Below are 25,847 nucleotides of genomic sequence, written 5' to 3' on the forward strand. Positions count from 1 at the left end.
TATTGTCACCTGTTTTTATCGTACATCTGTTTTAATCATTTCAAATAATAGCGGTACATTCGTTCCTCGCTGCAATGAATGGCAGCCTTCCATTAAAAATGACCAACTGCTTTTCATTTTTTCTCTATAGGGTAGCTCTGAACTAACTGGGATATATGCTTTTAAATATTCTTCAACCGTACCTGACAGATTGTCCATAAACTCATCTGCCTTTCGTATTTTCTCTGTCGGGATTTCATTGCGTTCATCCCATAAGACATGCTCTAAATTCGTAGAGAAATAAAATAATTGGTAAGGCACTTTCATGCGGTTAATGGTAAAGTGGTCATTGGCGATTAAAGTTTTAGCATTCTTGGCCTTCATTTCATTTCGTTGTTCAATTTGTTCTTTACGCTTATCTGACTTCACTAAAATAGCATCCTCTGTATACAATAAATTTTGCTCAATATTCTCATCCACCTTGACACATTCCGGTGCAATAAAACAACCATCTGCATCTGTGATATGAACGACAGCAGTTAAGTCATTTGCTAAAAACTTATATTTTTTGAGATAGCTCTGAATTACCCGTAATACACTGTTTTTAATGTTTGGTATACGTTTATTAGCATCCCACTTTGTCAAAATATCCTCACGTTGCACATCAAAACGAATCGTTGAATTCGTAAAATAAGCATCTAGATACTCCTCTAAAATGATTTGCTCCGTCTGCCCCTCAACAATGATTAAAAGCACTTTTTTAGTCATGCTGAACACCTGCTTTACGAAAAGCACGCTTAATTTTGAATGTTTTTGTTTCCTTATATACCTCTTCATCCTGTCCACCAAGCTGAATAGCACGCAGATAGACATCCCTAGCATTATTCACTTCTTTTATACCCTTTAACTGCATATAGCGGTGATTTTCATTTGTTGTCGTGAACCATATGTTTTTAATAGCTAGCACCTCTAACACACGTAGATTATGGGATGTAAAAATAAGTTGTCCTTTTCCATCCTCATCTATCACTGTTAACAACTCACCCAACAAATATTCAAAAACACCCGAATCTAATTCATCAATGACTACACAAGCATTCGGATTATTGTATACAGCAATCAGTACACTAAGAACAGAAATAATTTTTAATATCCCCTCTGACTCTGTTCGTAGCGGTAATTCCTGCGCCCCACGCTGTGACAAAAATTCAAAACGAATACCCTGCTCTCCATTATCCATCGTCTGCTTTGTGATGATATTAATTTTTATGGTCAGACCTGGAATAATAGCCGATAGCACTTGGTTACTTTGCTCAATAACTTCACATAACGCATAGAATGCATCCTCCGGTAATAAAGCTGGACCCTTTAAATCATACGGAATAAGACCCCTCGTTTTCTCCAAATGTATACTAAATGGCATCATCCGTTCTTCAAATAATGGCGCGATATTTTGATTATCTACCACATGTAGGTCTCTATTAAAATCAACTGCAATATTTTGAAGCAGCTGCATTTCTTGCTCAGAAAGTCGCTCCTGTAATAAAGGCTTTACATCTTTATGGAATAGAAAAGACATATATTGCTTTCTTGCTAACTGTTGAATGACAAGTAATTGAATACGTGCCTGTTCACTCAAATCAGCTAATTTTGATTTACGGATTTGGACATCTTTCTCTGTCACAGCAATTAAAACCTTTGACCGCTTCCCTTTTTCATTTTCTCGATAGGAAAGACGTTCCAGCGTAGTATATAGTCGATGCTGATCCTCCTGCAACTCCACATAGTAATCCACAAAAAATGTACCAAATTGATTTTCCACTAAAAATTCTACATCCATACTGGCTGTATGCTCGCCTGCCAATATGAGTCGCTTTTCTTGTGGGGGTAGCTTCACTTCAGCAAACCAGCCTGATATAAGTGTCTTCAATAAACCAAATGCATCTACTATGGTTGTCTTTCCTGAGCCATTTTGTCCATACAGCCCAACAACATTCGCTTGTAGAAATGACTCAAAATCCACCGCGAGAACAATTTCACCCTGTCGTACATTTCGTAAATTTTGTACTTTCATTTTTTTAATTTTGATTATCGCCATATGCTAAACATCCTTTTAGCTCTTTTTTCTTATTATAATGAATTTTGTTATATTTTATAACAATTTCGACCTTAAGTAGCAACTAGCCTATAGCCTATGACAATCATAGCAATAGGCATATGTTAGAAAAAATGAAGAAAGGTGTGTTTCATTGGTTTATCCTAGATTAGCTCCTGAAGATTTTAGCAGTCAATTTCGCCCAGGTATGAAAATATGGGTGACACTCCCTACAGGTACTTATTCAGGTACATTGATTCGAACATTTGGAACGGGAGGAAGAACAGCAGAAATCCAGCTAGATAACGGTCAATTAGTGACTGTAGATGTTAGTCAAATAACTGCAGCAGGTACAGGAACACCGCCTGGTAGTTCCTATCCACCACCTTATCCACCACCATACCCACAACCTTATCCACCACCTTATCCACCACCTTATCCGCCGCAACCTTACCCACCACGTCCTTATCCACCACAACCTTACCCACCGCAACCATATCCGCCACGTCCTTATCCACCGCAGCCATATCCACCGCAACCATATCCGCCACGTCCTGGGGGGCAATATCCTGGTTTTCCACCGCCTTTAATACCAGGACTTCCCAACATTTTACCAGGTATTTTTGGTAATCCAAGACCATAGCAACAAGTAGAAAGGCTTTTTCTTTATTCGGAAATGAACAAAGAAAAAGCCTTTTTTTCATTTTATTCCCATAATAAAAATTATGGACAACCATCGTATTTCCTAGCACGCAACACATGACAAAATAAGTAAAAAGAACTAACACAAAATTGAAAAATGGGATTTCAGCCAAAATTTTAATTCAATTGAAATTGACTCTGTTCTGAGCATACTTCTTTTTTATACTATTAATTGTCTGACTTTTTGTAAAAAAACAACTTAAAATACAAAGTAGTTAGACTAAAAAACTAAATTTCTTCACTTATTCTTATAAATCGAGACTTTAAATAGTAAGTTTTTTGGGTTGTGAATCATTTTTTTTGGCAGTATAGTAGTTTATTGTTAGGGGATAAATAGATTACATTGCATTCATAAATATTCAGAACGCATCAAGACTTCTACGAATAACATAACAATCTTCAATGTATAATTCATTGGCTAAATTATCCATTCCACTTCCTTAACTTGAAATATTTGTTATATCATATTAGGAGGAAAAGCATGAAAAGACGCAAGAAGCAGCATATGTCCATTAGTAAAAAATTAACTGCAATAATGGTAAGTATTTTATTATTATTTGGATTAGTTACTTTAGGACTTTCTTATTATATAGTAAGAAACAGTAATTTAACAGACATGGATCAATCGCTTTATGATAAAGGCATGATCTTAGGAAAAACAATTGATATTGATACATTAAAATCGATATTAGATAATCCAACAGCCAACAATAGTGAAGCCCTTCGATTAACGAGTGAAATGGATGCTATCAATGATAATTCTGATAGCATTACCAATCTATTTTTAATTACGGTTAATGGAGAAAATATTAATGCACCTGTTCTTTCATCTAGCATATTAAAACTAGGGGCTGAATATAACCAAGACATGATAGCTATGGGTTTATCTCCTGATTTCCTTGCAAGAATTAAAGAGATTTTTGAAACAAAAAAAGCAACGGCTACCGATATTTATAGCGATGAGTTTGGTAGCTATAAAACAGGTCTTACACCAATTTTAGATGAAGATGGTAACATGTTAGCGGCTTATGCCATTGACTATGATGTATCGATGGTAACTGGTAAAGCGATGTCTGAAGCTCTCTGGACGTTATTAGTGACCGTTATTTTCTTAATCGGTTCGTCTATTGCTGTGTACACCCTTTTAAGAAAAAAATTAACACCAATTCAACAACTTTCTTTACAGTCTAAAAAGGTTGCTGAAGGTAATTTAGAGCTTGAACCATTGCCAGTTACTTCGACGGATGAGATAGGAACACTCACACAAAACTTTAACTCAATGATTGAAAACTTAAAAAATGTCATTAAAAGTACAACGAACGTTTCTTCCCGAGTTTCAAATACGGCCAATGTACTATCTGCAAACATGCAGGAAGCTTCTGATTCTTACAATAATGTCGCTTCTTCCATGCAAGAAATTGCAAGTGGAGCAGATCTTCAAGTTCAAAAGGCAAAAGAAAGTACAATTACAATTGAAGAAATGAGTATTGGTATCCAACGAATTGCCAGCACATCCAACCAAATTTCCGAATCCTCAATCTTAGCATCAGAGGAAGCTGAAAGAGGCAATGAGTCAACAAATAAATCAGTTGCACAAATGAATGCTATTAGTAAAGCTGTTAACCAATCTGCAGCTTCTGTTAAATTGCTTGGCGAACATTCCAATAAAATCGAAGAAATTGTAGGCATTATTACAGGAATTGCTTCCCAAACAAATTTACTTGCATTGAATGCAGCCATAGAAGCTGCGCGTGCTGGAGAAGCTGGTAGTGGTTTTGCAGTGGTGGCTGACGAAGTACGTAAGCTTGCTGAACAGTCTGAAGCATCTGCAAGAGAGATTTCCACACTTATTTCTCATATCCAGCACGATACAAACGAATCTGTAAATATCATGGTTCACGCTGTAGAAGAAGTGGATCACGGAATTGTCATGATCAATGATTCGGAAAAATCGTTTAGTCAAATACTAACATCCATTCATCATGTGACAGGACAAATTCAAGAACTCTCTGCAACAATTGAAGAAATGGCAGCTGGTATGGAAGAAGTAACTTCTGCGGTTAAAGATATGGAACATTTTTCAGTCAATTCAAAAGACAATACAAGAGCAGTAGCAGCAACTTCTGCTTCTCAACTAAATACCGTACAACGAGTTTCCGAAGAAGCTCAAGTATTATCCGAGTTATCTGACGAATTATTGAATGTTGTCAATACCTTTGTAGTGAAATAAAAAATGAAAGGGCTGCCCTTATTAGGAGATTTATGTCCATTAGCCTCTCACAGATTCATTCATTTCTGTGGAACTAATGGCATAAACACTCCTACATAAGTGTCTGCCCTTTTCTAAAATAGGAGTTGTCATGATTGAATACTAAACGAGAATTTGATGTACATCCATCACAGAATAATACGTATCTTTTTGAGCAACAAACTCTATTATCCAATCGTACACAACTGTTGAACGATGAGGATTTATTAGTATATCAAGCTTTAAATCGCACAATGGCCGACTACAATAAAAACACCACAATTCATGAAGTATTTTATCAGGCAGCACAGCAGTTTGCTGAACGAATCGCATTGTCCTATGAAGGTGGCAAGATGACTTACCGTCAGCTAAATGAACAATCCAATCAAGTTGCCCATATGTTAATTGCCAACGGTCTGCAAAATGGAAACTATGTTGCCATCGTTATGGACCGTAGTAAAGAAACCATCATCAGTTTATTAGGTGTCCTGAAAGCTGGCGGTGTTTACGTACCCATTGATCCGAGCTATCCAAAAGAACGTTGTCAGTATTTATTAAACGATACGGGTGCTGCTTTTATCATTACGAAAAACGAACATACAGCATTACTGAATGACTTCATACATAATGATTTCCAAACGCATACAATGTTAACGATAAACCAATCAGAGCAAGGCTATTCACAAGAAAATATACACTGTGCAGTACGTCCATCAGACTTAGCCTATATCATTTATACGTCTGGTTCTACAGGCAAACCTAAAGGCGTTATGCTTAAGCATGAAGCAGTTATTAATTTGATAACAGACAATCAAAGAATCTACCACTCAACTGAAGAAGATGTTTATTCTCAGTTTATCTCTTATAGTTTTGACCCCTCTGTAACAGAGACATTTACAGCTTTCTTTTCAGGGGCAAGACTTCATATGCTAACAAGTATAGAGCGACTATCAATCGAAGCATTCGCTGATATGATTGCTCGTGAACAAGTAACGACTGCCACTGTACCCAACGCTTTCTTTACACAACTAGCCACACACTTACCTGTTGAATACCGAGAAAAATTAACGACACTAAAATACCTATCTGTCGGCGGTGAAGCCCTATTGCCTGCTGTTGTTCAAAAATGGCATGAGAAGTTTGGTCTATTTACAGAAATTATTAACGTTTATGGGCCGACTGAATGTACAGTATTGTCCTCTTACTATAAAGTAAAAAGCCAGATAACCGACACGCAATCTAATATTCCTATTGGAAGACCTATCGCCAATTATGAAATGTATGTTATCAATGCCGATAATCAGCTTTGTCCAGTCTATGAAACAGGAGAATTATGCATTGCAGGTGCTGGTTTAGCAGCAGGCTATTTACATCAGCCTACAAAAACAGCTGAGGTTTTTGTACCCCACCTGTTTAAGCCCGAACAAAAAATGTATCGAACAGGTGATTTAGTTCGCCTATTACCTAGCGGTGTCATCGAATTTGTTGGACGTAAGGATTCACAAATTAAAGTTAGAGGCTTCCGTATTGAGCTTGGAGAAATTGAAACCGTATTAAGCAATCATTCTAGCATTCAAGAAGTCGTAATCATCGCCAAGAGAATGTCTGATGGTAATAACCATTTATTTGCCTACTTTACGGTGGCAAATGGTATGCAGCTAGAGGAAGATGTTTTAAGAGACTACTTGGCAAATCTTTTACCTGATTATATGGTGCCTGAGCGTTTTATTGAATTGCCTGAAATGCCGTTATCTCCTACGGGAAAAATTAATCGAAAACAATTAGCCTCACTGGAAATAACTTCAGCTCGTAGTAATTCATATGTTACTCCAGAAAATGACACGCAACGTATGCTAACTAGAGCATGGGAATATGTACTTGGCATCGAACCAATCGGCATTCACGATAATTTCTTCCACATTGGTGGACATTCATTAAAAGTACTTGAGATTCTTGTACAAGTAAAAAAGCATATACCATTCTTAAAGATTCAAGATTTTTTCCAATATCAAACGATTGCAGAGTTAGATCAATATATTCGTAGCTATCAGCCTGAAGCTGTTGAAGTTCGGGAGCAACCAGCTAACCTTATCTTCAAGAATTTAATGGAACCAAGCCAACTACAAGTCTTACAAGCAGTAAAGCCATTACCGATGTCGAAGGTACTATTAACAGGTGCTACAGGTTATTTAGGTAGCCATGTATTATATGAACTGTTAGTTACAACAAATGCGCATATTTATTGTCTTATTCGTCCAAGCGCACATACATCTATTGAAGATAAGCTATTGGATAGTATGCAATTTTATTTCGGAAATAATATTGCTCGCCAGATAAAAGATCGTGTAACGGTTATCCAAGGGGATTTAGGGAAACAAAGACTTCATCTATCCAATGAAGATGAACAATTATTAATGGAAGAAATCAATGCCATCATTCATTGTGGTGCAGATGTGCGTCATTTTGGTGCAGCTGATCATTTCAATAATGTCAATGTTAATGGTACGCGCTATTTGCTTGAACTAGCAAAACGAAAACCAGGCGTCCATTTCCATTATGTATCGACAATTGGTATTCCAGAAGAGCTAGCTGCCACTCAGTGGGGCCCCAATGAGGCAAAAGGCGACTTTGACTACAATGTGAAGCTTGATAATGTTTATACTCAAAGTAAGCTAGAAGCAGAAAACCTTGTGAGGAATGCTGTAAATGACGCAATCCCTATTTCCATCTATCGTGTAGGAAATTTAAGCTGTCACTCCGAAACAGGTAAATTTCAACGTAATATCGATGACAATGCCTTTTACCGTATGATTAAATCTATGCTTTATTTAGGTAAAATTCCTACAGCACAATGGCATGTTGATTTTACACCAATTAATTATGCTAGCCAGGCACTTGTTTCTCTAGCAAGTCAACCAACAACAAACGGTCATGTCTTCCATTTATGTAATCCTGTATCGCTCACTTATTTAGAATTAATCGAGATGATAAAGGAACTGGGTTATGACTTAACGATTGTGACACCACAGGAATATTCGAATTGGCTATTGAATGGCGAGCATTCTAAAGATGTACAGGAATATTTATCATTAGCTATTGCGCAGCTTGAAGGTGATGGAGCTAGCGACTCACCATTTATCTTCAATTGCAAAAAAACACTAGAATTTTTAGTGAATACGAAGATTGAATGTGCTGCTCCAAACACAGCCTTTATTCATAAAATGATTCAATTTGGCATAGAAACAGGCTACTTCCCTGAGCCAAGACAAGTTAAGATAAAATGATAACACAGGATATTCAACTATTTGCACTGCCTTTAGGGGAACAGTTAACACCGTCAGAATGGGAAGCCTTAATCAGCGTGCTTCCTTCTGATACCTTAAGAAAGATTAAACAATACAAGCTTTGGCAGGATTGTCAAAGAGCCTTGTTAGGTAGCACCCTTATCAGATGGGCACTCCTCCCTTACTGTGCTGAAGTCTTGTTACACATGACTCATGATGAATATGGTCGCCCATCTATTGCAGGTCATCCTCATTGGCAAGGCGATTTCAATCTTTCTCATTCTGGTGATTGGATTGTATTAGCTGTAACAACTACCGGACGAATAGGCATTGATATTGAAGAAATAAAGCCTGTAAATAAAGAAATTATTCACTATGCACTATCCGAGGCAGAACTACAATTGGTCTCTCACCAGCCTCTACATGTTTTTTATGAGCTCTGGACATTAAAAGAAGCATGTTTTAAAACAGGTCTACTGCCAATCCAATCTCCTCATTTGCTTGATACTATTGACATTAAAAGAACGAGGAAAGATCTTTCTACACAGTTAATTTACCTCGATCAACAACATCCTGTTTCCATCTGTTGGAACAATGAATCCACAGCGATTAACGTTACACTATTAACTAGACAGCAGCTTCTACAGCGATAACGAAAAGGAGGAGAAAATGATATTTTCTCCTCCCTTTTTATGAATATAAATGTGCCTTATCGTGTCATTTATTCGACCTATTGCGATAACGCTATAACCTATTATTTAAATAAATCTGGATACATTTCTTTAGCTAAGGCTTCCATTCCATCAATTGTGTTGTAGCCATAACCGAACATGTAATTGTAATCTACAATATACATTTGTTTATTTTTAATAGCCTTCATGCTTGAAAGTTTAGGATTTGCATAAATTTCCTCACGTACTTTTGTAAGATCAGAACCATCCCAATTTGGAAGAATTAATACATCTGGATCTGCTGCAATTAATGTTTCAACACTTACATCGCCTGTCTCATCTTTAAAAATATTATCTAATTTAACCATTTTGAATGCATCATTAAAGAATGTTTCATCGTGTGCCGGATATACAAAAAGCTCTTTTGGATCATTTGTGTGCAAATAAGCAAATGTTTTTTCTTCTTTTATACTCTCTAATTTTGAAGAAATATCTTGTTGGCGCCCTTTTAACTCTTTAATAAAGCCATCAGCTTTATCTTGAACATTAAAAATTTCACCGATATTTTCGATATCTTTGTAAATTGAATCATATGTGCCACCTGTTACTGATGACTCTAAAACATATGTTTTAACGCCCATTTCATTAAGCGAGTCTACTGTCCCTACTCCCCATTCAGCATTATCAAATAAGCCGCCACGACCAAATACTAAATCAGGATCCGTTCCTAATGTAACCTCTTTACCCACATATTCATCACTTAAAATATTTAGCTTAGCGTATTCTTTTTCTACAGATTGATCTACTGCACCGAAGTTTGCACCAACACCAACGATTTTATCTCCTAATCCTAAATGTAATAATAGTTCTGCTGCTGGGCGTGTATTCGCCATAATTCTTTCAGGTGCTTTATCGAATACTTGATCTTTCTTCTCCCATGTTGACCCACCTTCAGCCTTTGTATAGTTTTCAACTGTTAGCGGATAATGATCTTTTGTTTGTGTTTCCTCAGCTGTATTTTTTGATGTGTTGCCGCAAGCTGTTAATGTTAACAAAGCTGCTAAGCCAATTCCTAATAATAATTTTTTCTTCATGGTGTTCCTCCTATAGTCCATATGCAAAACCTAATCCATTCGTCACTGGATTGGTAAACGTTTGACATTTTATTTGATATAAAGCTTCTATTGTTTCTGGTGTCAAAACTTCTTCTGGTGTGCCATGTGCATAGATTTCTCCATCTTTTACCGCATAAAGATAGTCGCAGTAATGTGCTGCCATTTCTAAATCATGAAGCGCTGCTAAAACACCAATGTTTAAATCTTTGACACAAGATAGTATTTCAATTTGATAACGTATGTCTAAATGGTTTGTTGGTTCATCTAAAATCATAAATTTAGGCTGCTGAGCAATCGTTCTTGCTAGAATAACCCGTTGCTTTTCGCCACCAGACAGTGACAGAAAGCTACGACTCTTATATGTTTGTAAGTTCGTGCGTGTTAACGCCTCTTCCACAATATCAAAATCCTTTTGATTATCTGACTCTAGCATTTTTTTATGCGGTGTTCTGCCTAACATCACCATTTGCTGTACAGTTAAATCAAAGTGCATTTCATTGAATTGTCCAACCACACCTAAATGTCGGGAAATCTTCTTTTCAGGGCTTTTCAAGACATCTAAATCATCTAAAAAAACCATCCCTTTTTGTGGCACCAGACTTTTATAAATGCTTTTTAACAAAGTCGACTTTCCGCATCCATTTGGTCCGATTAAACCCACAAATTGCTGCTTATTCACGTGAATGGATATGTTTTTTACAATTTCCTTTTTGCCGATTTTTACTTCTATTTCCTTTGCTACTAATTCCATTGTTCTACCCTCCGAAGTTGTAACCTTTTTTTACAATCATATAGATAAATAATGGTGACCCTATGACAGAAGTAATGATACCAATCGGTAATTCAACATTTTGGATTAATGTTCGAGACAGAATATCTGCCCAAATCATGAAAAGGCCCCCTAAGAGCAATGTTCCTAGCATTAATCGTTTATGGTCTGCTCCAAAAATCCCTCTCGTAATATGAGGAATAATTAACCCGACAAATCCAATCATACCTGCATAAGCGACCATCGTCCCTGTAATTAGCGAAGTAAGAATCATATACAATTTACGATAAGCACTTAAATTGATACCTAATGTGATAGCTGATTCATCCCCAAGTAGCATCGTATTTAGCACACGATGTTGGAAAAGGAATAATGCAGCTCCTAGCACAATCACGATAGTTAAAATCGGTGTTTTGTCCCAGCTAGCAGAGGCCAAACTTCCCATAGACCAAAAAGTAACTGTTTTTATACCCTCAGCATTATTTGCAAAAAAGATGATAAGGCTTGAAAATGAACTACATAAAGCACCGATGACAACACCTGATAACACAAGTTTTACTGATGTCGCTTTACCTCCAATGCTAGATAAGATAAGCACTGCCATAGAGGTAATCATAGCCCCTGCAAAAGCTCCAAAAGCTACTCCAAATTGTGCTAACAAAGCACTACTACCAAAACCAACTAGGATTGCAAAAGTTGCACCCAATGATGCCCCAGAAGAAATACCAAGTATGTATGGATCAGCAAGAGGATTTTGCACAACTGCCTGCATCACAGTCCCACATAATGCAAGTCCAATACCAATCAATAATGCAAAAATCACGCGTGGCATTCGGACCTGTAAAATAATATTTAAGTAGGATTCACTATCCACACTGTCAAGCGAGCCAAACTTCCCATTAGATATAGCATGCAACAAGATATCCATCGATTGCTTGAAAGGAATGCTGACTTGTCCTATTGAAACAGAAAAAACGGCAGATAATATAATGGCACCTATTAAAAGCAAGATAATGACATAATAAATATTGCCCATCCCTATTCTGTTAGCTTCCTGTTTATCCAAGATTTCACCTCTATCTATCAAACTAATTATTAATGATAACGATTATCATTATCATTTTGTATTGTAAGTGATAATCTTTTGAAAAACAACAGGAAAATTTTTATTTATTGAATATCTATACATTTAGTAGATAATAAATCGATATGTGGTGCGATAAATCACTAAAAAAAATTTTTCCATTTTACTTAAAAAATCCCTCAATTCATAAATAAAATAAAGTTATTTCCAGTAATTAAAATACTTTCCTTCCTAACCATGCCTGGCTTTCTAAGCCATCGTCAGAATAGTTTTATGAATAAATATACAAAAAAATATTTATTATACATATATACAGAATTAGGAGCATCAAAATTATGTAACATCTATTAAAAAATAGCAAAATGTGAATTGCTATTGGAATCCCTATCACCTTATCTTTTTATAAGTACTGTGCAGGGTTCCAAATTTAAAATTATTCATAATAAAAAACCACTTTCCATAAGTCTATGGAAAGTGGTCATATTTATAGGTTTTGACATATAAATTTAGTCTAAGCTAAAACTTACATCATTCCTGGCATGCCGCCCATGCCGCTCATATCTGGCATACCTGCGCCAGCTGGTTCTGGAATGTCTGCAACTACTGCTTCTGTTGTTAAGAATAGAGCTGCCACAGATGCTGCGTTTTGTAACGCTGAGCGAGTTACTTTTGCTGGGTCTACTACGCCTGCTTCCATCATGTTTACCCATTCACCTGTTGCCGCATTGAAACCAACACCAATTTCTTCACGTTTTAGGCGATCCACGATGATTGAGCCTTCAAGACCAGCATTATTAGCGATTTGGCGAACTGGTTCTTCTAAAGCACGTAGAACGATTTTCACACCAGTAGCTACGTCGCCTTCTACAGAATCAGCTGTTTTTTCCACTGCTGCATAGACGTTAAGAAGTGCAGTACCACCACCTGATACGATACCTTCTTCAACAGCTGCACGTGTTGAGTTTAAAGCATCTTCAATACGAAGCTTACGCTCTTTTAGCTCAGTTTCTGTTGCAGCACCAACTTTGATAACTGCTACACCACCTGCTAATTTAGCAAGGCGTTCTTGTAATTTTTCTTTATCGAATTCTGAAGTTGTTTCAGCAAGTTGTGCACGGATTTGGCCAATGCGTGCTTCAATTCCGTCTGCACCGCCTACACCTTCAACGATTGTTGTGTTGTCCTTTGTCACAACAACTTTTGCAGCACGACCAAGTGAAGTAATGTCAGCTGATTTTAGATCTAAACCTAATTCCTCTGTAATCACTTGACCACCAGTTAAGATAGCGATATCTTCAAGCATTGCTTTACGACGATCACCGAAACCAGGCGCTTTTACTGCTACAGCATTGAATGTACCACGAAGTTTATTTACAACTAGTGTTGCAAGTGCTTCTCCTTCAACATCTTCAGCAATAATTAAAAGTGGACGACCTTGTTGTACCACTTGTTCTAATAATGGTAATACTTCTTGGATGTTTGTGATTTTTTTATCAGTAATTAAAATGTATGGGTTATCAAGAACCGCTTCCATTTTGTCTGTGTCTGTTACCATGTAGTGTGAAGCATAGCCACGGTCAAACTGCATACCTTCTACTACATCTAGCTCTGTTGTGAAACCTTTAGATTCTTCGATTGTAATAACACCATCGTTACCAACACGCTCCATTGCTTCAGCGATCAGTTGTCCAACTTCATCATCAGCAGCAGAAATAGCGGCAACTTGTGCAATTTCTTCTTTATTGCTTACAGGACGAGAGATAGCGTGTAATTCTGTAAGTGCAGCCGCAACTGCTTTATCAATACCTTTACGGATACCTACAGGATTTGCGCCAGCTGTTACGTTTTTCAAGCCCTCACGAATAATTGCTTGTGCTAATACTGTTGCTGTAGTTGTTCCGTCACCAGCGATTTCGTTCGTCTTAGAAGCAACTTCTGCTACTAATTTTGCCCCCATATTTTCGTATGGATTTTCTAGTTCGATTTCTTTTGCAATTGTAACACCATCATTTGTAATCAATGGTGAACCGAATTTTTTTTCTAATACAACATTACGTCCTTTTGGACCTAATGTTACTTTTACTGCATTCGCTAATTTATCTACACCTTGTAACATTAATGAGCGAGCTTCTTCTGAGAATTTAATATCTTTTGCCATGTGAATTTACCCTCCTGAAATGGAATATTCGTTAAGCTTCTTCAATATATTTATATCAATTTCATCTTATTGTAACTTTCCTTCAGCTTACAATAAGCATTCACCTTCATTTAAGGTGCTTATCATGTTCTTATTCAATAATTGCAAGAATATCGCTTTCGCGTAAAATTAGGTATTCATTACCTTCAAATTTAACTTCTGTACCAGAGTATTTAGAGAAAATAATGCGGTCGTCAACTTTAACGTCAAGCTCTACACGTTGTCCGTTCTCTAATACACGACCTGTCCCAACTGCTACTACTTTACCTTCTTGAGGTTTTTCTTTTGCAGAGTCAGGTAGTACAATACCAAATGCAGATTTCTCTTCTACCTCGATTAGTTCAATTACAATACGATCTCCTAGTGGTCTTAACAAGTGAAACAACCTCCTATTATTTAAATAATTGTTGAAATTTATTAGCACTCTATATCAATGAGTGCTAACACAATTATTATGATAATCAATCACCCTTTTTTTTGCAAGTCAGAACTTCGAAAAATTTTGTTTTCTTTCCATATTCCTCTACAATAGAAAGGAAGCATATGAAAGGAAAGGATTTTGACTGTGACTAATTCTCAAAAAGTAACGAAACATAAAAAAACAGCTCTGTATGTATTACTGATTTATATTGTTATGCAAATCTCAAGCAGATGGCTACTCTTACCGTTTCACAAACTCATTATGAAAATAACAGGTCTAGCTTCTGAACAAGCAGCGCCTATTACTCAAGGTTGGTATATTGCTCTTAGCTTTGCAATTGCGCTCATTTTAAGCTTAATTCTAACATCTCGTGATAAGGCCTTTTGGAACATTTATCAAGGGAAAAAGGAAACAATACCACTCACAATCGTTTGGGGATTTGTAGGCTTCTTCCTAGTGTTCTTTGGTCAAATGATTGGTGCTGCCATCGAGATGGCCGTTTTTGGTATCGAAGGAGGTTCCCAAAATACCGCAGATATTGTCGCTTTAGCAAAAGGCGCTCCCATTGCAATATTAGCGATTGTAGTATTTGGGCCAATATTAGAAGAATTCGTCTTCCGCAGAGTTATTTTTGGATCGCTTGTCCAAACAACGAATTTCTGGGTGGCTGCTATCGTAAGTGCTATCTTCTTTGGGCTTATCCACTTCGACTTCTCACATATCTTACTCTATACAATTTGTGGTTTAATTTTCGCCTTTTTATATCACAAAACAAAGCGTATTTGGACTTCCATTATTGCACACGTTATGCTTAATGGATTTGTGACACTTGTACAATTCTATGCTGAACCTTTGCAAAAGTTTCTTCAAGAACTAGAAAAAATGCAATAATTTTTTGTAAAGTTAAAGTAAAGACACAAAAGCTCGGTACCCAATTAGGGCACCGAGCTTTCTCTATTACTGTTGATTCAATTCTTCTATTTGTCGTCGTTGCTGTTCAAGCGCCTCTTCAATCTGACGCTTTTGCTCAGCTTCTTGTTCTTCTTTTAAACGAATTTCCTCTGATTTAAGATATTTCTTATAACCAATACGTGAAATCATGATGCTAATTTCATAAAGAATAAACAGTGGCACTGAAACCATTAAATGTGACGCCAATTCAGGCGGTGCAATAAGCGCGGCACATACAAATAAACCAAAATATGAATATTTACGAATACGAATTAGTAAATCTGGACTTAATAATCCAATACGCGAAAAGAATAAAACGACGATTGGTAACTGGAAAAGAAAACCAAAAGGTATTGTAAGTTTAAATAAAAATGTAAAATACTCATGTATGCCAATAGTTTGCTGAATTTCCAAATCATTCGATAAATTCATCATGAATTTTATGACATACGGGAATAATAAAAAGTAGGAAAAAGATAACCCTGCAATAAACAATAAAAACGAATACGGTATATAGCTTAAGGTTGCTTTTCGTTCTACTTCTCTTAGTCCAGGGCTAATAAACGACCACAGTTGATACATTAACACCGGCGATGAAAGAATAAATGCAATTAAAAAAACAACTTGAATATAAATGGCAAGTGGTGTTACTACGTCAAATGCATGGAGCTCTATATTGTATTGTGCTCCAGTAGATTGAAGATACTTAACAAGCGGCTTAGCGACAAAAAAGGCGCCCGCCATAGCGAGAACAAAGAAAACGGCAACAATGAACAGCCGTTTTCTTAATTCTTCTATATGCTCAATGACAGTTAGATCTTTTGGATTCATTCCTCAAACATCCTAACTTACTTATCTAGTTCTTTCTTTTTCTTGTCATCATCATCTTCGTCGGCTAAACCTTTAGTAGCATTTTTGAATTCACGTAGTGTTGAACCAAATGCCTTACCAAGCTCTGGTAACTTCTTAGGGCCAAAAATTAGTAACGCGACAATTCCGATAATAATGAGGCTCATAGGACCAATACCACCCATTACAGCCACCTCCTCTTTATATCCATCATTTTAACGCATATTTCGCCATTTTGCTAACTAATTATATGTGAAAGTTTTTCGTCACTCTCACAAATTTTTTACCTCGTTTTATTTAAAATTACTGTTTGATAGAAACGGTGAAATCACTTAAAAATATGTATTAATTTCACTCTTCCTGATTACGAATTAAATAAATAAGCGCTTGCAATTCTACCGATAAATCAATTGTTAAGAGCTGCATTCTATCTGGTACTGTTAACCGCTCTGGCGTAAAGTTTAAAATGCCCTTTGCGTTCATTGCCGCTAAACGATCTGCCATTTTTTGTGCCGAGCGTGGTGAAACGGTTAAAATAGCGAGCTCTGCGCCATATTCCGCATACTTTTCCTCTAACAAATCAGGATGAAAAACAGGAATGTTGCTAATCATTTTGCCATCCTTTGGCGCTTTTGAATCGAATGCTACGACAATATGAGTGTTATGGTTTTTTTGAAAATTATATTTTAATAATGCACTGCCTAAATTCCCCACGCCAATTAACGCCACTTTTGTTGTTTCATGCTGATCGAGCGTCTGACTAAAAAATTGTAATAGATGCTGCACATCATAGCCATAGCCCTTTTTCCCAAGGGCACCAAAATAAGAAAAATCACGGCGTATAGTTGCAGAATCTATTTTCATCGCTTCACTCAGTTCCTTCGACGAAATACGTTCCATACCTTCTTGTGCAAAGTTTTGAATAAATCGATAGTAAAGAGGAAGTCTTTTTGTAGTGGCTTGTGGAATTTTTAATTCTTGTTTCAAACTTTTTCCTCCTTATGATGTACCTCATTCAATTTTACTGTATTTAACTACTAATTTTAATACATACATCCTTAACTATATACAAAATTTTTGCAATCCCTCATGGTATTTCTCTTTAGTTAATGGCGCTTTTAACGCAACTAACTAAAAAGAAATCGTTTCAATCTTACATGACTGCTTGGAATAAGTAAAGCACCGACATTGCATGCAAATCATTCATCCATTACACTAAGGGAGAATTGAGGTGTCAAGAATGATTGTTTTACAGGTCAATCAACTATCTAAATCCTTTCTTGCAGATGAAATCTTAAGTGGTGTTAAATTAGAAGTTCAACACCGTGATCGAATTGCCTTAGTAGGGCGAAACGGTGCAGGCAAATCGACTTTATTAAAAATAATTGCTGGTCAAATGTCTTATGACTCAGGTGATATAATTATCCCTAAAGGTATTCAGATGGGCTATCTAGAGCAGCATGCTGGTTTAAATTCTACACTAACCATTTGGGACGAAATGATGTTAATTTTCGCATCACTATTAGCACAAGAACAGACTCTGCGCTCGCTCGAACAACAAATGGCCGAACCATCTGTTTACGAAGACCCTGCTTTGTATGCGAAAATCATGTCGGAATATGATCAATTACAACATACTTTTAAGGATGCAGGTGGCTACCAATATGAATCGGATATACGCTCTGTACTCCATGGTATGCAGTTCTTTCCTGAAGACTACGACAAACCAATCAGCTCATTATCTGGTGGACAACGCACACGTCTAGCACTTGCTAAGCTCCTATTAAGCAAACCAGACCTTTTAATTCTCGATGAGCCGACGAACCATTTAGATATAGAAACGCTATCTTGGTTGGAATCCTATTTAAAGGGTTATGAAGGCGCTATTTTAATTGTTTCCCATGACCGCTATTTCTTAGACCAAGTTGTTTCCATTGTCTATGAAGTATCACGTCATCGTGTCACAAAATATACAGGTAACTATAGTACTTATTTAGATGAAAAAGCTAAAAACTATGAGCGTGATGTCAAACTTTTTGAGCGTCAGCAAGATGAAAAGGCCAAGCTTGAGGATTTTATCCAAAAGAATATTGCACGTGCTTCTACAACAAAAATGGCACAAAGTCGCCGTAAAATGCTTGAACGAACAGAGTGGATGGAATCACCAGATGGTGATGAGAAATCGGCTAGTTTTGGTTTTACGATTGAACGTCAAAGTGGTAATGATGTTTTATCTGTTGATGATTTAACAATCGGTTATGGCGATCATACAATATCAGGCGGTATTAGCCTTCGTACTTTCCGCGAGGATCGTATAGCCCTTGTTGGTCCAAACGGGGTTGGTAAATCGACATTATTAAAAACGATTGTGAAAGATTTAGCACCACTTGCAGGCGATATTCGTTATGGTACAAATGTTCAAATAGGTTATTACGATCAAGAGCAAGCGAAGCTATCAAGTAATAAGAGTGTCTTAAAAGAGTTATGGGATGAATGGCCACTCCTGAATGAAAAAGATATTCGCACTGTATTAGGGCGTTTCCTTTTTAGTGGAGAGGATGTGGATAAAGCAGTATCCTCTTTATCCGGTGGCGAGAAAGCAAGACTTGCACTCGCTAAATTAATGATGCAAAAGGCTAATTTTTTAATTCTCGACGAGCCTACAAACCATCTTGATTTAGATAGTAAAGAAGTTCTGGAAAATGCGCTAATTGATTATCCTGGTACGCTTCTATTCGTTTCACATGACCGCTATTTCATTAATCGTATTGCAACAAAAGTGGTGGAGTTGTCTGGGACTGGGTCCTTTGAATACTTAGGTGACTATGATTATTATGTGGAGAAAAAGCAGGAGCTATTGGAGCTGGCACAAATGAAGGCTGCCTCCCAACCACAAGTACAACAAGAGCTTGCTGATAAAACATCCACCTCTAAAATTGATAAAGAGGCTAAAAAACGTGAACGTCAAATTAGACGTACCATCGAGGATTTAGAAGGCAAGATGCAAGAAAAAACAGCTGCTATTGCGAGTCTAGAGGAAGCTCTCTGTGACCCAGCGATATTCACAGACCATGAAAAAATTTCACAGCTTCAAGAAGAATTAGCTACTGCTAAAGAACAGCATGAGCAATTGGAATTAGAGTGGCTTGAGTTAAATGAGGAACTTGAAAATATTAATATGTAATTTGATTTATGCCATGTGCCTTGCCACATGGCTTTTTTCTTTACTCACATTCTTTTTTCATATATATTGGTCAAGTGCTATTTTTCGACAAAAAATGCCCACAGTTTTATACACACTTTAAATCTAGTAATATCAACATATCAACAGAGTTTTCCACATTGTCCACAATTAAAAATTATTTTATCCACATTGATTCGTGTAAAATGAGCTACTATATATTGAATAGTCACAAGTTATGCACATGTTATCAACATTTTGTGCATAAGTACGCGTGTTCGCTACTTAGTTCGCTACTTTACCTGTGGATAATTTTCTGAAAAATTTGTCAATTACATTATATATACTAGCTATTCTTTTAGCATGGTTCCTTTTTTATCAACAAATTTTTCGACAATCAAAAAAGGTATCTAAAAAACTTAGATACCTCTCACTTTACACTACACCCAAGATTTTAACTCCATTCCTGGACGTCCATTCATCATTAAGTTTCCTCGCATACCAGCTTCAAACATAGGCATGGCTGCCGCTCCAATCATTGCCGCATTATCAGTGCACAATTTTAGTGGTGGGACAAAAAACGGGATCCCTTCCTCATTAAATACTGCCTCTAAAGATGTACGTAAGCCTCTATTCGCTGCTACACCACCAGCTGCAATAACTTGTTTCACCTGATATTCTCGAGCAGCACGCAATGTTTTAGCTGTCAATACTTCTACAACACTTTCCTGGAAGCCTTTTGCAACAGCTGTTGGCGAAATCTGTTCACCTCGTTGATCCATATTGTGCTTATAATTGATGACGGCTGATTTTAAGCCACTAAAGCTAAAATCATAAGAATCTTCCTCCAACCATACTCTTGGAAAAGGCACAGCCTCTTCGCCTTCATGAGCAAGTTGATCAATACGTGGTCCACCTGGATATGGTAAGTTTAAAACACGTGCAACTTTGTCATAGGCTTCACCAGCTGCATCATCTCTCGTTTCACCGATGACCTCAAAAGAGCCATGTTCCTTCATATAGACAAGCTCTGTATGACCACCTGATACTACAAGCGCTAATAAGGGGAACTCCATTGGCTGAACAAGTGCATTTGCATAAATATGTCCTGCTATATGATGTACGCCGACAATCGGCAAATTGTTCGCAAACGCAAAAGCCTTAGCAGCATTTATGCCAATCAACAACGCACCTACGAGACCTGGACCTTCTGTCACAGCAACCGCATCTAAATCTGCTGGCTTTAAATTGGCTTGTGCTAACGCTTCTTCGATCACCATTGTAATTTGTTCCACATGATGACGTGAGGCAATTTCAGGTACAACACCACCAAATCGCTTATGACTTTCTATTTGAGAAGCAACAACATTCGACACGATTTCTTTACCATTTCGAATAATCGCTGCAGCTGTTTCATCACAGCTCGATTCTATTGCTAATATCATTCCATTTTTCATTATAAATTCACCCACATGACAAGGGCATCCTCCCCGTTATCAGTATAATAGCCTTTCCGTATGCCACCATCTTGAAATTGAAGCTTGCGATAAAGATTTTGTGCAACTGTATTCGTTACACGTACCTCTAGCGTCATAACCTCCATGCCATGTAAACGAGCTATGTGCATCGCCTCACGCATTAATCCTTCGCCTATCCCTCGGCCACGAGCCCCTTCAATAACAGCTACATTCGTAATTTGGGCTGCGTCTATAACCATCCACATGCCACAAAAACCGATAATACTGCCATCTGGGTCCGCAGCCAACACATAATGTGCATACTGATTCTCATGCATTTCATAGTAAAAGGAATCTAACGTCCATGGTACAGGAAATGAAGCAACTTCAATTTCATAGACTGTTGGGACATCGTCAGTAACCATTTTACGATAAGTTACATTCCTACTCATGTTGCTTCTCCTTCTGTTCTTTCAGCCAGTTAGCCTCAGCTTCTGCAATTCTTTTGTATTGTGGGACAAAGTAATGAGTAGCTTCGACATTCGGTAGCTCCTTTTTAGTCGCTACACGAATGACTTCCGTTGCACGTGGCAGGTCAAAACTGAACGGTGCACGTACTGCTTGATCACCAAGTACTTCAACAATGTTTTCCCAAAAAATATCAACATCTGTTCCTACAAATAAAATAGGCACCTCTAATGCCTTTAAACGTTCTAATAAGTCATCAATATGTGCATGATAATCATCCACAATAGCCTCTAATGCCATTCCTTGATAAACAGCCGTATAGACATTGCCTCTTCTTGCATCAAAAACTGGACAAATCATTCCGTTATACAGGACAACATTTGCAGCTAATGCCTGTAAACTAGATACCCCTACTAAAGGCTTTTGCAATGTCCATGCAAGGGTTTTTGCTAGGGTTACACCTATACGGACACCTGTATAAGAACCTGGACCTTCTGATACTGCAATCGCATCCAAATCATTTGGCTTTAAACCTACTCTTGCTAGTATCTCCTCAATAGCAGGCATTGCACCTGCCGAATGCGTCAATTTTATATTTTGTACCATCTCGGCCACCACTTTTCCATCCTTCACAACAGCAACGGAAAGCGGCGTATTCGCTGTTTCTATTCCTAACCAAATCATTTCATTAGCTCCTCACATAGTGCCTCATAGTGTTCCCCACGAGGTATTAACACAAAGCGTCGTTCATTTTCTCCGATTCGGTAAATCTCTATCCCTAAGCGATCCTGTGGCAAATCTTGTTCAATTAAATGTGCCCACTCAACCACTGATACCGCATCTCCAAAAAACAGTTCGTCCCAACCAAGGTCCTCATCACTTTCTGCCAGCCTATATACATCTAAATGATTAAAAGGTAACCGTCCCTCATATTGCTTAACAATTGTAAATGTTGGGCTGTTGACGGTTCTTTTGACACCAAGCCCCTTTGCTAATGCCTTCGTAAATGTTGTCTTTCCAGCGCCCAAATCCCCTTCTAATGTAATCGTATCTTGAGCTTCTAGTAATTTTGCAAGTTTTATGGCAAAGCGTTCTGTATCATCAACTGAATTCATGATTATTTCATACATACTCTTTTTTTCCTCTCATCACTACATTACCTCTAGTTTACCTAAACTAGCGAAAATGTTCAAAGCATCCAATATCAATTTTGGCTTGCTTCATTGTTCCGAACAGCTATATAATCTGGCTGTACTGTTAATAAACCAAGCCCTAAGAATAGTTACAAAATAAAAACACGCCTTCTCTATTGAAGACGTGTCAACGATCTTTCTATCTATTGGAATGGCCTTTTACCGCTATAATCTCTTTACCAATTAATTTATCACCCTTAAATTTCACTACATAAGCCTGTGTCATCAGGATTTCATCATTCCAACGATATTCATTATTTTTGATCTTTTTACCTGCACCGCCTGCTGTTTCTACTACCTCAATATATGACATATCATTTTTTAATTTTTCAAATTCTACTTCACTCATATTTTTTTGCCAGTGATACGCATTCGATTCTTCAATCTCTATAATAGGATCCCCACAGCCTACCATCATTATCATGGAACCAATAAGCAAAGGTAAATAAAGACGTTTAAAGAAATAGTCTTTGCTCATATTAACACCTCCGTAGCCAATCCGATTACTTCTAATTTTTACCCTTACTCTTTATGTTAGAAACATATCTAATTTTACCTTATAGAAACGTCATCATTTATCGGTAATTTTTACTATTTTTAGATAATGTTAAAAATATGCAATAAGTTAGGTTCATTGCAATAATTTGATTGATTTCACTGCGATTAGGCGAATTTCTAGTGGCAATAGAAAAGCTTTTTAGGGCAATAGATGTTATTTTTCTATAAATAATGGGTGGTTGGTCATGAAGTTTTCACAGGATGTAAAGCTTTTAGCCTCAATGTTTCTATATGGTGAAATGGGTCCTCAAGGAGCTATGCATTCACCATTCCTACATATGTTTGAATCAAGTACGCAACTGTGTAATTGCCGTTGACGCTCACTTTCGGTACAAAAATCATCTACTGAATCTAGATGAATCTTGTACCAAAGACCAAATCGGATTAAAGAACCCGATTGAACGCAAAAAAAAGCTCTTATGACTTTAACAAATCATAAGAGCTATAATATCAATTTTAAATGGCGGTCCCGACCGGGATCGAACCGGCGATCTCCTGCGTGACAGGCAGGCATGTTAACCGCTACACCACGGGACCTCTTTAAGACATTTATAAATATATCATAAAGAAAATAGATATGCAACGAATATTTTCATATTTTTTCATTATATGATTTCTTATAATTGGCATCAATCTTGCAAATAAAATAATAGTTTCAACACACTATTTAGTAGGAGGTTGGTGCCATGGTTCGGTACATATTTAAACGAATTGGTTATATGATCATTACGCTTTTTATTATCATCTTACTGTCATTTTTACTAATGAAAGCTTTGCCAGGTTCACCGTTTAATGATGAACGCTTACCCGAAACACAAAAAGAACTACTTTACAAAAAATATGGGTTAGACAAGCCTGTCCCTGTTCAATTTGGAATTTATTTAACAAATCTTGTACAAGGGGATTTAGGCGTTTCATTTGTCTTTGATAATCGTCCAGTGACCAAAATTATTCAAGAGCGTATTGGAGCATCGGCAATTTTAGGATTTCAAGCCGTTACAGTCGGTACAATCATTGGGCTTTTATTAGGAATTATAGCTGCTCTAAGACACAACACTATTATTGACTATGGAGCCACAATACTAGCTGTGCTAGGCATATCTATTCCATCGTTTGTCTTTGCAGGCTTTTTACAATATTGGGTTGGCGTTAAGCTAGGCTGGCTACCTATTGCCTTTTGGAATGGCTTTGAATATTCCATTTTACCAACGATTGCTTTAGCAGTTGGTGTTGTTGCTACAATTGCTCGTTTCACACGCATTGAAATGCTAGAAGTACTTAGTCAAGAATACATCTTAACCGCTAAAGCCAAAGGATTATCAAATCCCTTTATCATTACAAAGCATGGCATTCGAAATGCCATGATCCCAATCGTGACCATTATTGGTCCGTTAACCGTTAATACCATTACGGGCTCACTTGTTATTGAAAAAATATTTAGTATTCCTGGTTTAGGTGAGCAATTTGTTAATTCTATTATTACCAATGATTATCAGCTAATTATGGGGACAACTATTTTTTATGCGGTGCTATTTGTAACTGTTATTTTAATCATCGATATTTTATACGGATTAATTGACCCTCGAATTCGTGTGACAGGAGGCGATAAGGCATGACAACAAAGAATTATTCAAAAGAGTTATTTGAATACGCGCAACAAGCGGATATTACTGATGATATCACCTATCGTCCTGAGCAATCTTTTTGGCAGGATGCGTGGCGTGGTTTGCGGAAAAATAAAGCCGCTATTGTTGGTCTATGTACCATTATCATCGTTATTTTACTTGCTATTTTCGGTCCCTTTATGAATAGCCACGGCTATGATGAACAAAATATTGCGCGCACTAATTTACCCCCAAAAATCCCAGTCCTTGAGAATATTCCTTTCTTAGGCTTGAACGGTGTTGATAGTCGAGGCGTAGATCAATATGAGGCAAAAGGTATTACAGAATATTTTTGGTTTGGTACAGATGAATTAGGACGAGACCTTTGGACGCGAGTATGGCAAGGAACACGAATATCTCTTTATATTGCCTTTTTAGCAGCAACCATCGATCTAATTATAGGAGTTGCTTATGGAGCTGTTTCAGCATTTTATGGTGGTCGTACTGATAATATCATGCAACGTATTATTGAAGTGCTAGTTGGTATTCCTGGACTAATTGTGAATATTCTTCTAATCCTTATTTTAAAACCTGGGATTATTTCAATTACGATAGCAATGGTGATTGTTGGCTGGATCAGTATGGCTCGAATTGTTCGAGCACAAATATTGAAGTTAAAATCATATGAATATGTGCTGGCTTCACGAACACTCGGTGCTAGTAATCAACGTTTAATTTGGAAGCATTTAATTCCCAACACGCTTGGGCCAATTATTGTTGCAACTACATTTACTATTCCAGGAGCCATTTTCACAGAAGCATTACTAAGCTTTATCGGGCTAGGGCTTCAGCCCCCTACTGCTTCTTTAGGAACAATTGTTAATGATTCTTATAAATTACTACGAATTTATCCACATGGCATGATTGTCTCATCCATCGTCATTAGCTTAATCATGATTAGCTTTAATTTACTCGGTGATGGACTGCGTGATGCATTCGATCCAAAAACTCGTAAATAAGG

The 25,847-nt window shown here is 37.1% G+C and carries 23 protein-coding genes and 1 tRNA gene; 8 read left to right on the plus strand and 16 right to left on the minus strand.

All coding sequences use genetic code 11. The features are described from left to right. Positions 1-15: 15 nt before the first annotated feature. Together GJU32_RS20250 and GJU32_RS20255 are read right to left on the minus strand one after the other, a co-directional pair. A complete protein-coding gene (locus tag GJU32_RS20250) occupies positions 16-747 on the minus strand; it encodes a hypothetical protein (RefSeq protein WP_155593730.1) in 732 nt (243 codons plus the stop codon). After that, the gene (locus GJU32_RS20255; protein ID WP_155593731.1) at positions 740-2,077 is read right to left on the minus strand and encodes an AAA family ATPase; all 1,338 of its coding nucleotides are present in this window, start codon (positions 2,075-2,077) and stop codon (positions 740-742) included. The genes GJU32_RS20250 and GJU32_RS20255 overlap by 8 nt, the downstream gene beginning before the upstream one ends. A gap of 151 nt (positions 2,078-2,228) precedes the next feature. Here GJU32_RS20255 and GJU32_RS20260 point away from each other — a divergent pair, with 151 nt between their 5' ends. The 4 genes from GJU32_RS20260 to GJU32_RS20275 all read left to right on the plus strand — a co-directional run bounded on the left by GJU32_RS20260 (position 2,229) and on the right by GJU32_RS20275 (position 8,961). Continuing rightward, the gene (locus GJU32_RS20260) at positions 2,229-2,717 is read left to right on the plus strand and encodes a hypothetical protein (protein WP_155593732.1); all 489 of its coding nucleotides are present in this window, start codon (positions 2,229-2,231) and stop codon (positions 2,715-2,717) included. A gap of 540 nt (positions 2,718-3,257) precedes the next feature. After that, positions 3,258-5,006: a methyl-accepting chemotaxis protein gene (locus GJU32_RS20265; RefSeq protein WP_155593733.1), complete on the plus strand. Its 1,749-nt coding sequence runs from the start codon at positions 3,258-3,260 to the stop codon at positions 5,004-5,006. A gap of 134 nt (positions 5,007-5,140) precedes the next feature. Then, the gene (locus tag GJU32_RS20270; protein WP_155593734.1) at positions 5,141-8,308 is read left to right on the plus strand and encodes a non-ribosomal peptide synthetase family protein; all 3,168 of its coding nucleotides are present in this window, start codon (positions 5,141-5,143) and stop codon (positions 8,306-8,308) included. Further along, positions 8,305-8,961 carry a 4'-phosphopantetheinyl transferase family protein gene (locus GJU32_RS20275; protein ID WP_155593735.1) on the plus strand — a complete coding sequence of 219 codons (657 nt, stop codon included), beginning with the start codon at positions 8,305-8,307 and terminating at the stop codon, positions 8,959-8,961. Before GJU32_RS20270 ends, GJU32_RS20275 begins: the two co-directional genes overlap by 4 nt. A gap of 101 nt (positions 8,962-9,062) precedes the next feature. Here GJU32_RS20275 and GJU32_RS20280 read toward each other — a convergent pair whose 3' ends face one another. The 5 genes from GJU32_RS20280 to groES form a co-directional block, all read right to left on the minus strand. Further along, the gene (locus GJU32_RS20280; RefSeq protein ID WP_155593736.1) at positions 9,063-10,073 is read right to left on the minus strand and encodes an ABC transporter substrate-binding protein; all 1,011 of its coding nucleotides are present in this window, start codon (positions 10,071-10,073) and stop codon (positions 9,063-9,065) included. Positions 10,074-10,083: 10 nt separating this feature from the next. Beyond that, on the minus strand, positions 10,084-10,845 hold the full coding sequence (locus tag GJU32_RS20285; protein ID WP_155593737.1) for an ABC transporter ATP-binding protein: 762 nt from the start codon (positions 10,843-10,845) through the stop codon (positions 10,084-10,086). Positions 10,846-10,849: 4 nt separating this feature from the next. Continuing rightward, on the minus strand, positions 10,850-11,899 hold the full coding sequence (locus tag GJU32_RS20290) for a FecCD family ABC transporter permease (protein WP_420798394.1): 1,050 nt from the start codon (positions 11,897-11,899) through the stop codon (positions 10,850-10,852). Between the two features lie 571 nt (positions 11,900-12,470). Beyond that, a complete protein-coding gene (gene groL / locus GJU32_RS20295; RefSeq protein WP_155593739.1) occupies positions 12,471-14,105 on the minus strand; it encodes a chaperonin GroEL in 1,635 nt (544 codons plus the stop codon). A gap of 130 nt (positions 14,106-14,235) precedes the next feature. Then, positions 14,236-14,520 carry a co-chaperone GroES gene (groES, locus tag GJU32_RS20300; protein ID WP_155593740.1) on the minus strand — a complete coding sequence of 95 codons (285 nt, stop codon included), beginning with the start codon at positions 14,518-14,520 and terminating at the stop codon, positions 14,236-14,238. Positions 14,521-14,703: 183 nt separating this feature from the next. Between groES and GJU32_RS20305 the strand changes: the two genes are divergently transcribed. After that, entirely contained in the window at positions 14,704-15,456 is a 753-nt protein-coding gene (locus GJU32_RS20305; RefSeq protein WP_155593741.1) for a CPBP family intramembrane glutamic endopeptidase, read from the plus strand. 66 nt (positions 15,457-15,522) lie between these two features. Here GJU32_RS20305 and tatC read toward each other — a convergent pair whose 3' ends face one another. The 3 genes from tatC to GJU32_RS20320 all read right to left on the minus strand — a co-directional run bounded on the left by tatC (position 15,523) and on the right by GJU32_RS20320 (position 17,352). Next, on the minus strand, positions 15,523-16,347 hold the full coding sequence (gene tatC / locus GJU32_RS20310) for a twin-arginine translocase subunit TatC (protein WP_155593742.1): 825 nt from the start codon (positions 16,345-16,347) through the stop codon (positions 15,523-15,525). A gap of 17 nt (positions 16,348-16,364) precedes the next feature. Then, positions 16,365-16,550 (minus strand): twin-arginine translocase TatA/TatE family subunit, encoded by a 186-nt coding sequence (locus GJU32_RS20315; protein WP_010857065.1) that lies wholly within the window; start codon positions 16,548-16,550, stop codon positions 16,365-16,367. 166 nt (positions 16,551-16,716) lie between these two features. Beyond that, the gene (locus GJU32_RS20320; RefSeq protein WP_004224350.1) at positions 16,717-17,352 is read right to left on the minus strand and encodes a redox-sensing transcriptional repressor Rex; all 636 of its coding nucleotides are present in this window, start codon (positions 17,350-17,352) and stop codon (positions 16,717-16,719) included. A gap of 253 nt (positions 17,353-17,605) precedes the next feature. On the opposite strand from GJU32_RS20320, the gene GJU32_RS20325 reads away from it, so the two are divergent. Then, positions 17,606-19,549 (plus strand): ABC transporter ATP-binding protein, encoded by a 1,944-nt coding sequence (locus tag GJU32_RS20325; RefSeq protein WP_155593767.1) that lies wholly within the window; start codon positions 17,606-17,608, stop codon positions 19,547-19,549. Positions 19,550-19,986: 437 nt separating this feature from the next. On the opposite strand, the gene tsaD is transcribed toward GJU32_RS20325, so the two are convergent. The 6 genes from tsaD to GJU32_RS20355 all read right to left on the minus strand — a co-directional run bounded on the left by tsaD (position 19,987) and on the right by GJU32_RS20355 (position 23,759). After that, positions 19,987-21,003 (minus strand): tRNA (adenosine(37)-N6)-threonylcarbamoyltransferase complex transferase subunit TsaD, encoded by a 1,017-nt coding sequence (gene tsaD / locus GJU32_RS20330; RefSeq protein ID WP_155593743.1) that lies wholly within the window; start codon positions 21,001-21,003, stop codon positions 19,987-19,989. After that, positions 21,003-21,455, minus strand: a complete 453-nt coding sequence (rimI, locus tag GJU32_RS20335; RefSeq protein ID WP_155593744.1) for a ribosomal protein S18-alanine N-acetyltransferase — start codon at positions 21,453-21,455, stop codon at positions 21,003-21,005. The genes tsaD and rimI overlap by 1 nt, the downstream gene beginning before the upstream one ends. Continuing rightward, positions 21,448-22,155 (minus strand): tRNA (adenosine(37)-N6)-threonylcarbamoyltransferase complex dimerization subunit type 1 TsaB, encoded by a 708-nt coding sequence (tsaB, locus tag GJU32_RS20340; RefSeq protein ID WP_155593745.1) that lies wholly within the window; start codon positions 22,153-22,155, stop codon positions 21,448-21,450. Before tsaB ends, rimI begins: the two co-directional genes overlap by 8 nt. After that, positions 22,152-22,601, minus strand: a complete 450-nt coding sequence (tsaE, locus tag GJU32_RS20345) for a tRNA (adenosine(37)-N6)-threonylcarbamoyltransferase complex ATPase subunit type 1 TsaE (protein ID WP_155593746.1) — start codon at positions 22,599-22,601, stop codon at positions 22,152-22,154. The genes tsaB and tsaE overlap by 4 nt, the downstream gene beginning before the upstream one ends. A gap of 202 nt (positions 22,602-22,803) precedes the next feature. Further along, on the minus strand, positions 22,804-23,142 hold the full coding sequence (locus GJU32_RS20350) for a hypothetical protein (RefSeq protein ID WP_155593747.1): 339 nt from the start codon (positions 23,140-23,142) through the stop codon (positions 22,804-22,806). 541 nt (positions 23,143-23,683) lie between these two features. Then, a tRNA-Asp gene (locus GJU32_RS20355) sits at positions 23,684-23,759 on the minus strand. Between the two features lie 149 nt (positions 23,760-23,908). On the opposite strand from GJU32_RS20355, the gene opp3b reads away from it, so the two are divergent. Both opp3b and opp3C read left to right on the plus strand, forming a co-directional pair. After that, positions 23,909-24,838 (plus strand): oligopeptide ABC transporter permease, encoded by a 930-nt coding sequence (gene opp3b / locus GJU32_RS20360; protein WP_155593748.1) that lies wholly within the window; start codon positions 23,909-23,911, stop codon positions 24,836-24,838. Next, entirely contained in the window at positions 24,835-25,845 is a 1,011-nt protein-coding gene (gene opp3C, locus GJU32_RS20365; protein ID WP_155593749.1) for an oligopeptide ABC transporter permease, read from the plus strand. Before opp3b ends, opp3C begins: the two co-directional genes overlap by 4 nt. Positions 25,846-25,847: the final 2 nt, after the last annotated feature.

This window comes from Lysinibacillus cavernae (assembly GCF_009724685.1).
GTDB lineage: Bacteria > Bacillota > Bacilli > Bacillales_A > Planococcaceae > Lysinibacillus > Lysinibacillus cavernae.

Bases quoted from the DNA above. Each gene is read 5' to 3' on its own strand.
- GJU32_RS20350 (WP_155593747.1), bottom strand. From the start codon at position 23,142: ATGAGCAAAGACTATTTCTTTAAACGTCTTTATTTACCTTTGCTTATT.
- GJU32_RS20250 (WP_155593730.1), bottom strand. From the start codon at position 747: ATGACTAAAAAAGTGCTTTTAATCATTGTTGAGGGGCAGACGGAGCAA.
- GJU32_RS20275 (WP_155593735.1), top strand. From the start codon at position 8,305: ATGATAACACAGGATATTCAACTATTTGCACTGCCTTTAGGGGAACAG.
- GJU32_RS20265 (WP_155593733.1), top strand. From the start codon at position 3,258: ATGAAAAGACGCAAGAAGCAGCATATGTCCATTAGTAAAAAATTAACT.
- GJU32_RS20325 (WP_155593767.1), top strand. From the start codon at position 17,606: ATGATTGTTTTACAGGTCAATCAACTATCTAAATCCTTTCTTGCAGAT.
- tsaE (WP_155593746.1), bottom strand. From the start codon at position 22,601: ATGTATGAAATAATCATGAATTCAGTTGATGATACAGAACGCTTTGCC.
- rimI (WP_155593744.1), bottom strand. From the start codon at position 21,455: ATGAGTAGGAATGTAACTTATCGTAAAATGGTTACTGACGATGTCCCA.
- tatC (WP_155593742.1), bottom strand. From the start codon at position 16,347: ATGAATCCAAAAGATCTAACTGTCATTGAGCATATAGAAGAATTAAGA.
- GJU32_RS20315 (WP_010857065.1), bottom strand. From the start codon at position 16,550: ATGGGTGGTATTGGTCCTATGAGCCTCATTATTATCGGAATTGTCGCG.
- GJU32_RS20285 (WP_155593737.1), bottom strand. From the start codon at position 10,845: ATGGAATTAGTAGCAAAGGAAATAGAAGTAAAAATCGGCAAAAAGGAA.
- tsaB (WP_155593745.1), bottom strand. From the start codon at position 22,155: ATGATTTGGTTAGGAATAGAAACAGCGAATACGCCGCTTTCCGTTGCT.
- GJU32_RS20255 (WP_155593731.1), bottom strand. From the start codon at position 2,077: ATGGCGATAATCAAAATTAAAAAAATGAAAGTACAAAATTTACGAAAT.
- GJU32_RS20290 (WP_420798394.1), bottom strand. From the start codon at position 11,899: ATGGGCAATATTTATTATGTCATTATCTTGCTTTTAATAGGTGCCATT.
- GJU32_RS20280 (WP_155593736.1), bottom strand. From the start codon at position 10,073: ATGAAGAAAAAATTATTATTAGGAATTGGCTTAGCAGCTTTGTTAACA.
- opp3b (WP_155593748.1), top strand. From the start codon at position 23,909: ATGGTTCGGTACATATTTAAACGAATTGGTTATATGATCATTACGCTT.
- groL (WP_155593739.1), bottom strand. From the start codon at position 14,105: ATGGCAAAAGATATTAAATTCTCAGAAGAAGCTCGCTCATTAATGTTA.
- opp3C (WP_155593749.1), top strand. From the start codon at position 24,835: ATGACAACAAAGAATTATTCAAAAGAGTTATTTGAATACGCGCAACAA.
- tsaD (WP_155593743.1), bottom strand. From the start codon at position 21,003: ATGAAAAATGGAATGATATTAGCAATAGAATCGAGCTGTGATGAAACA.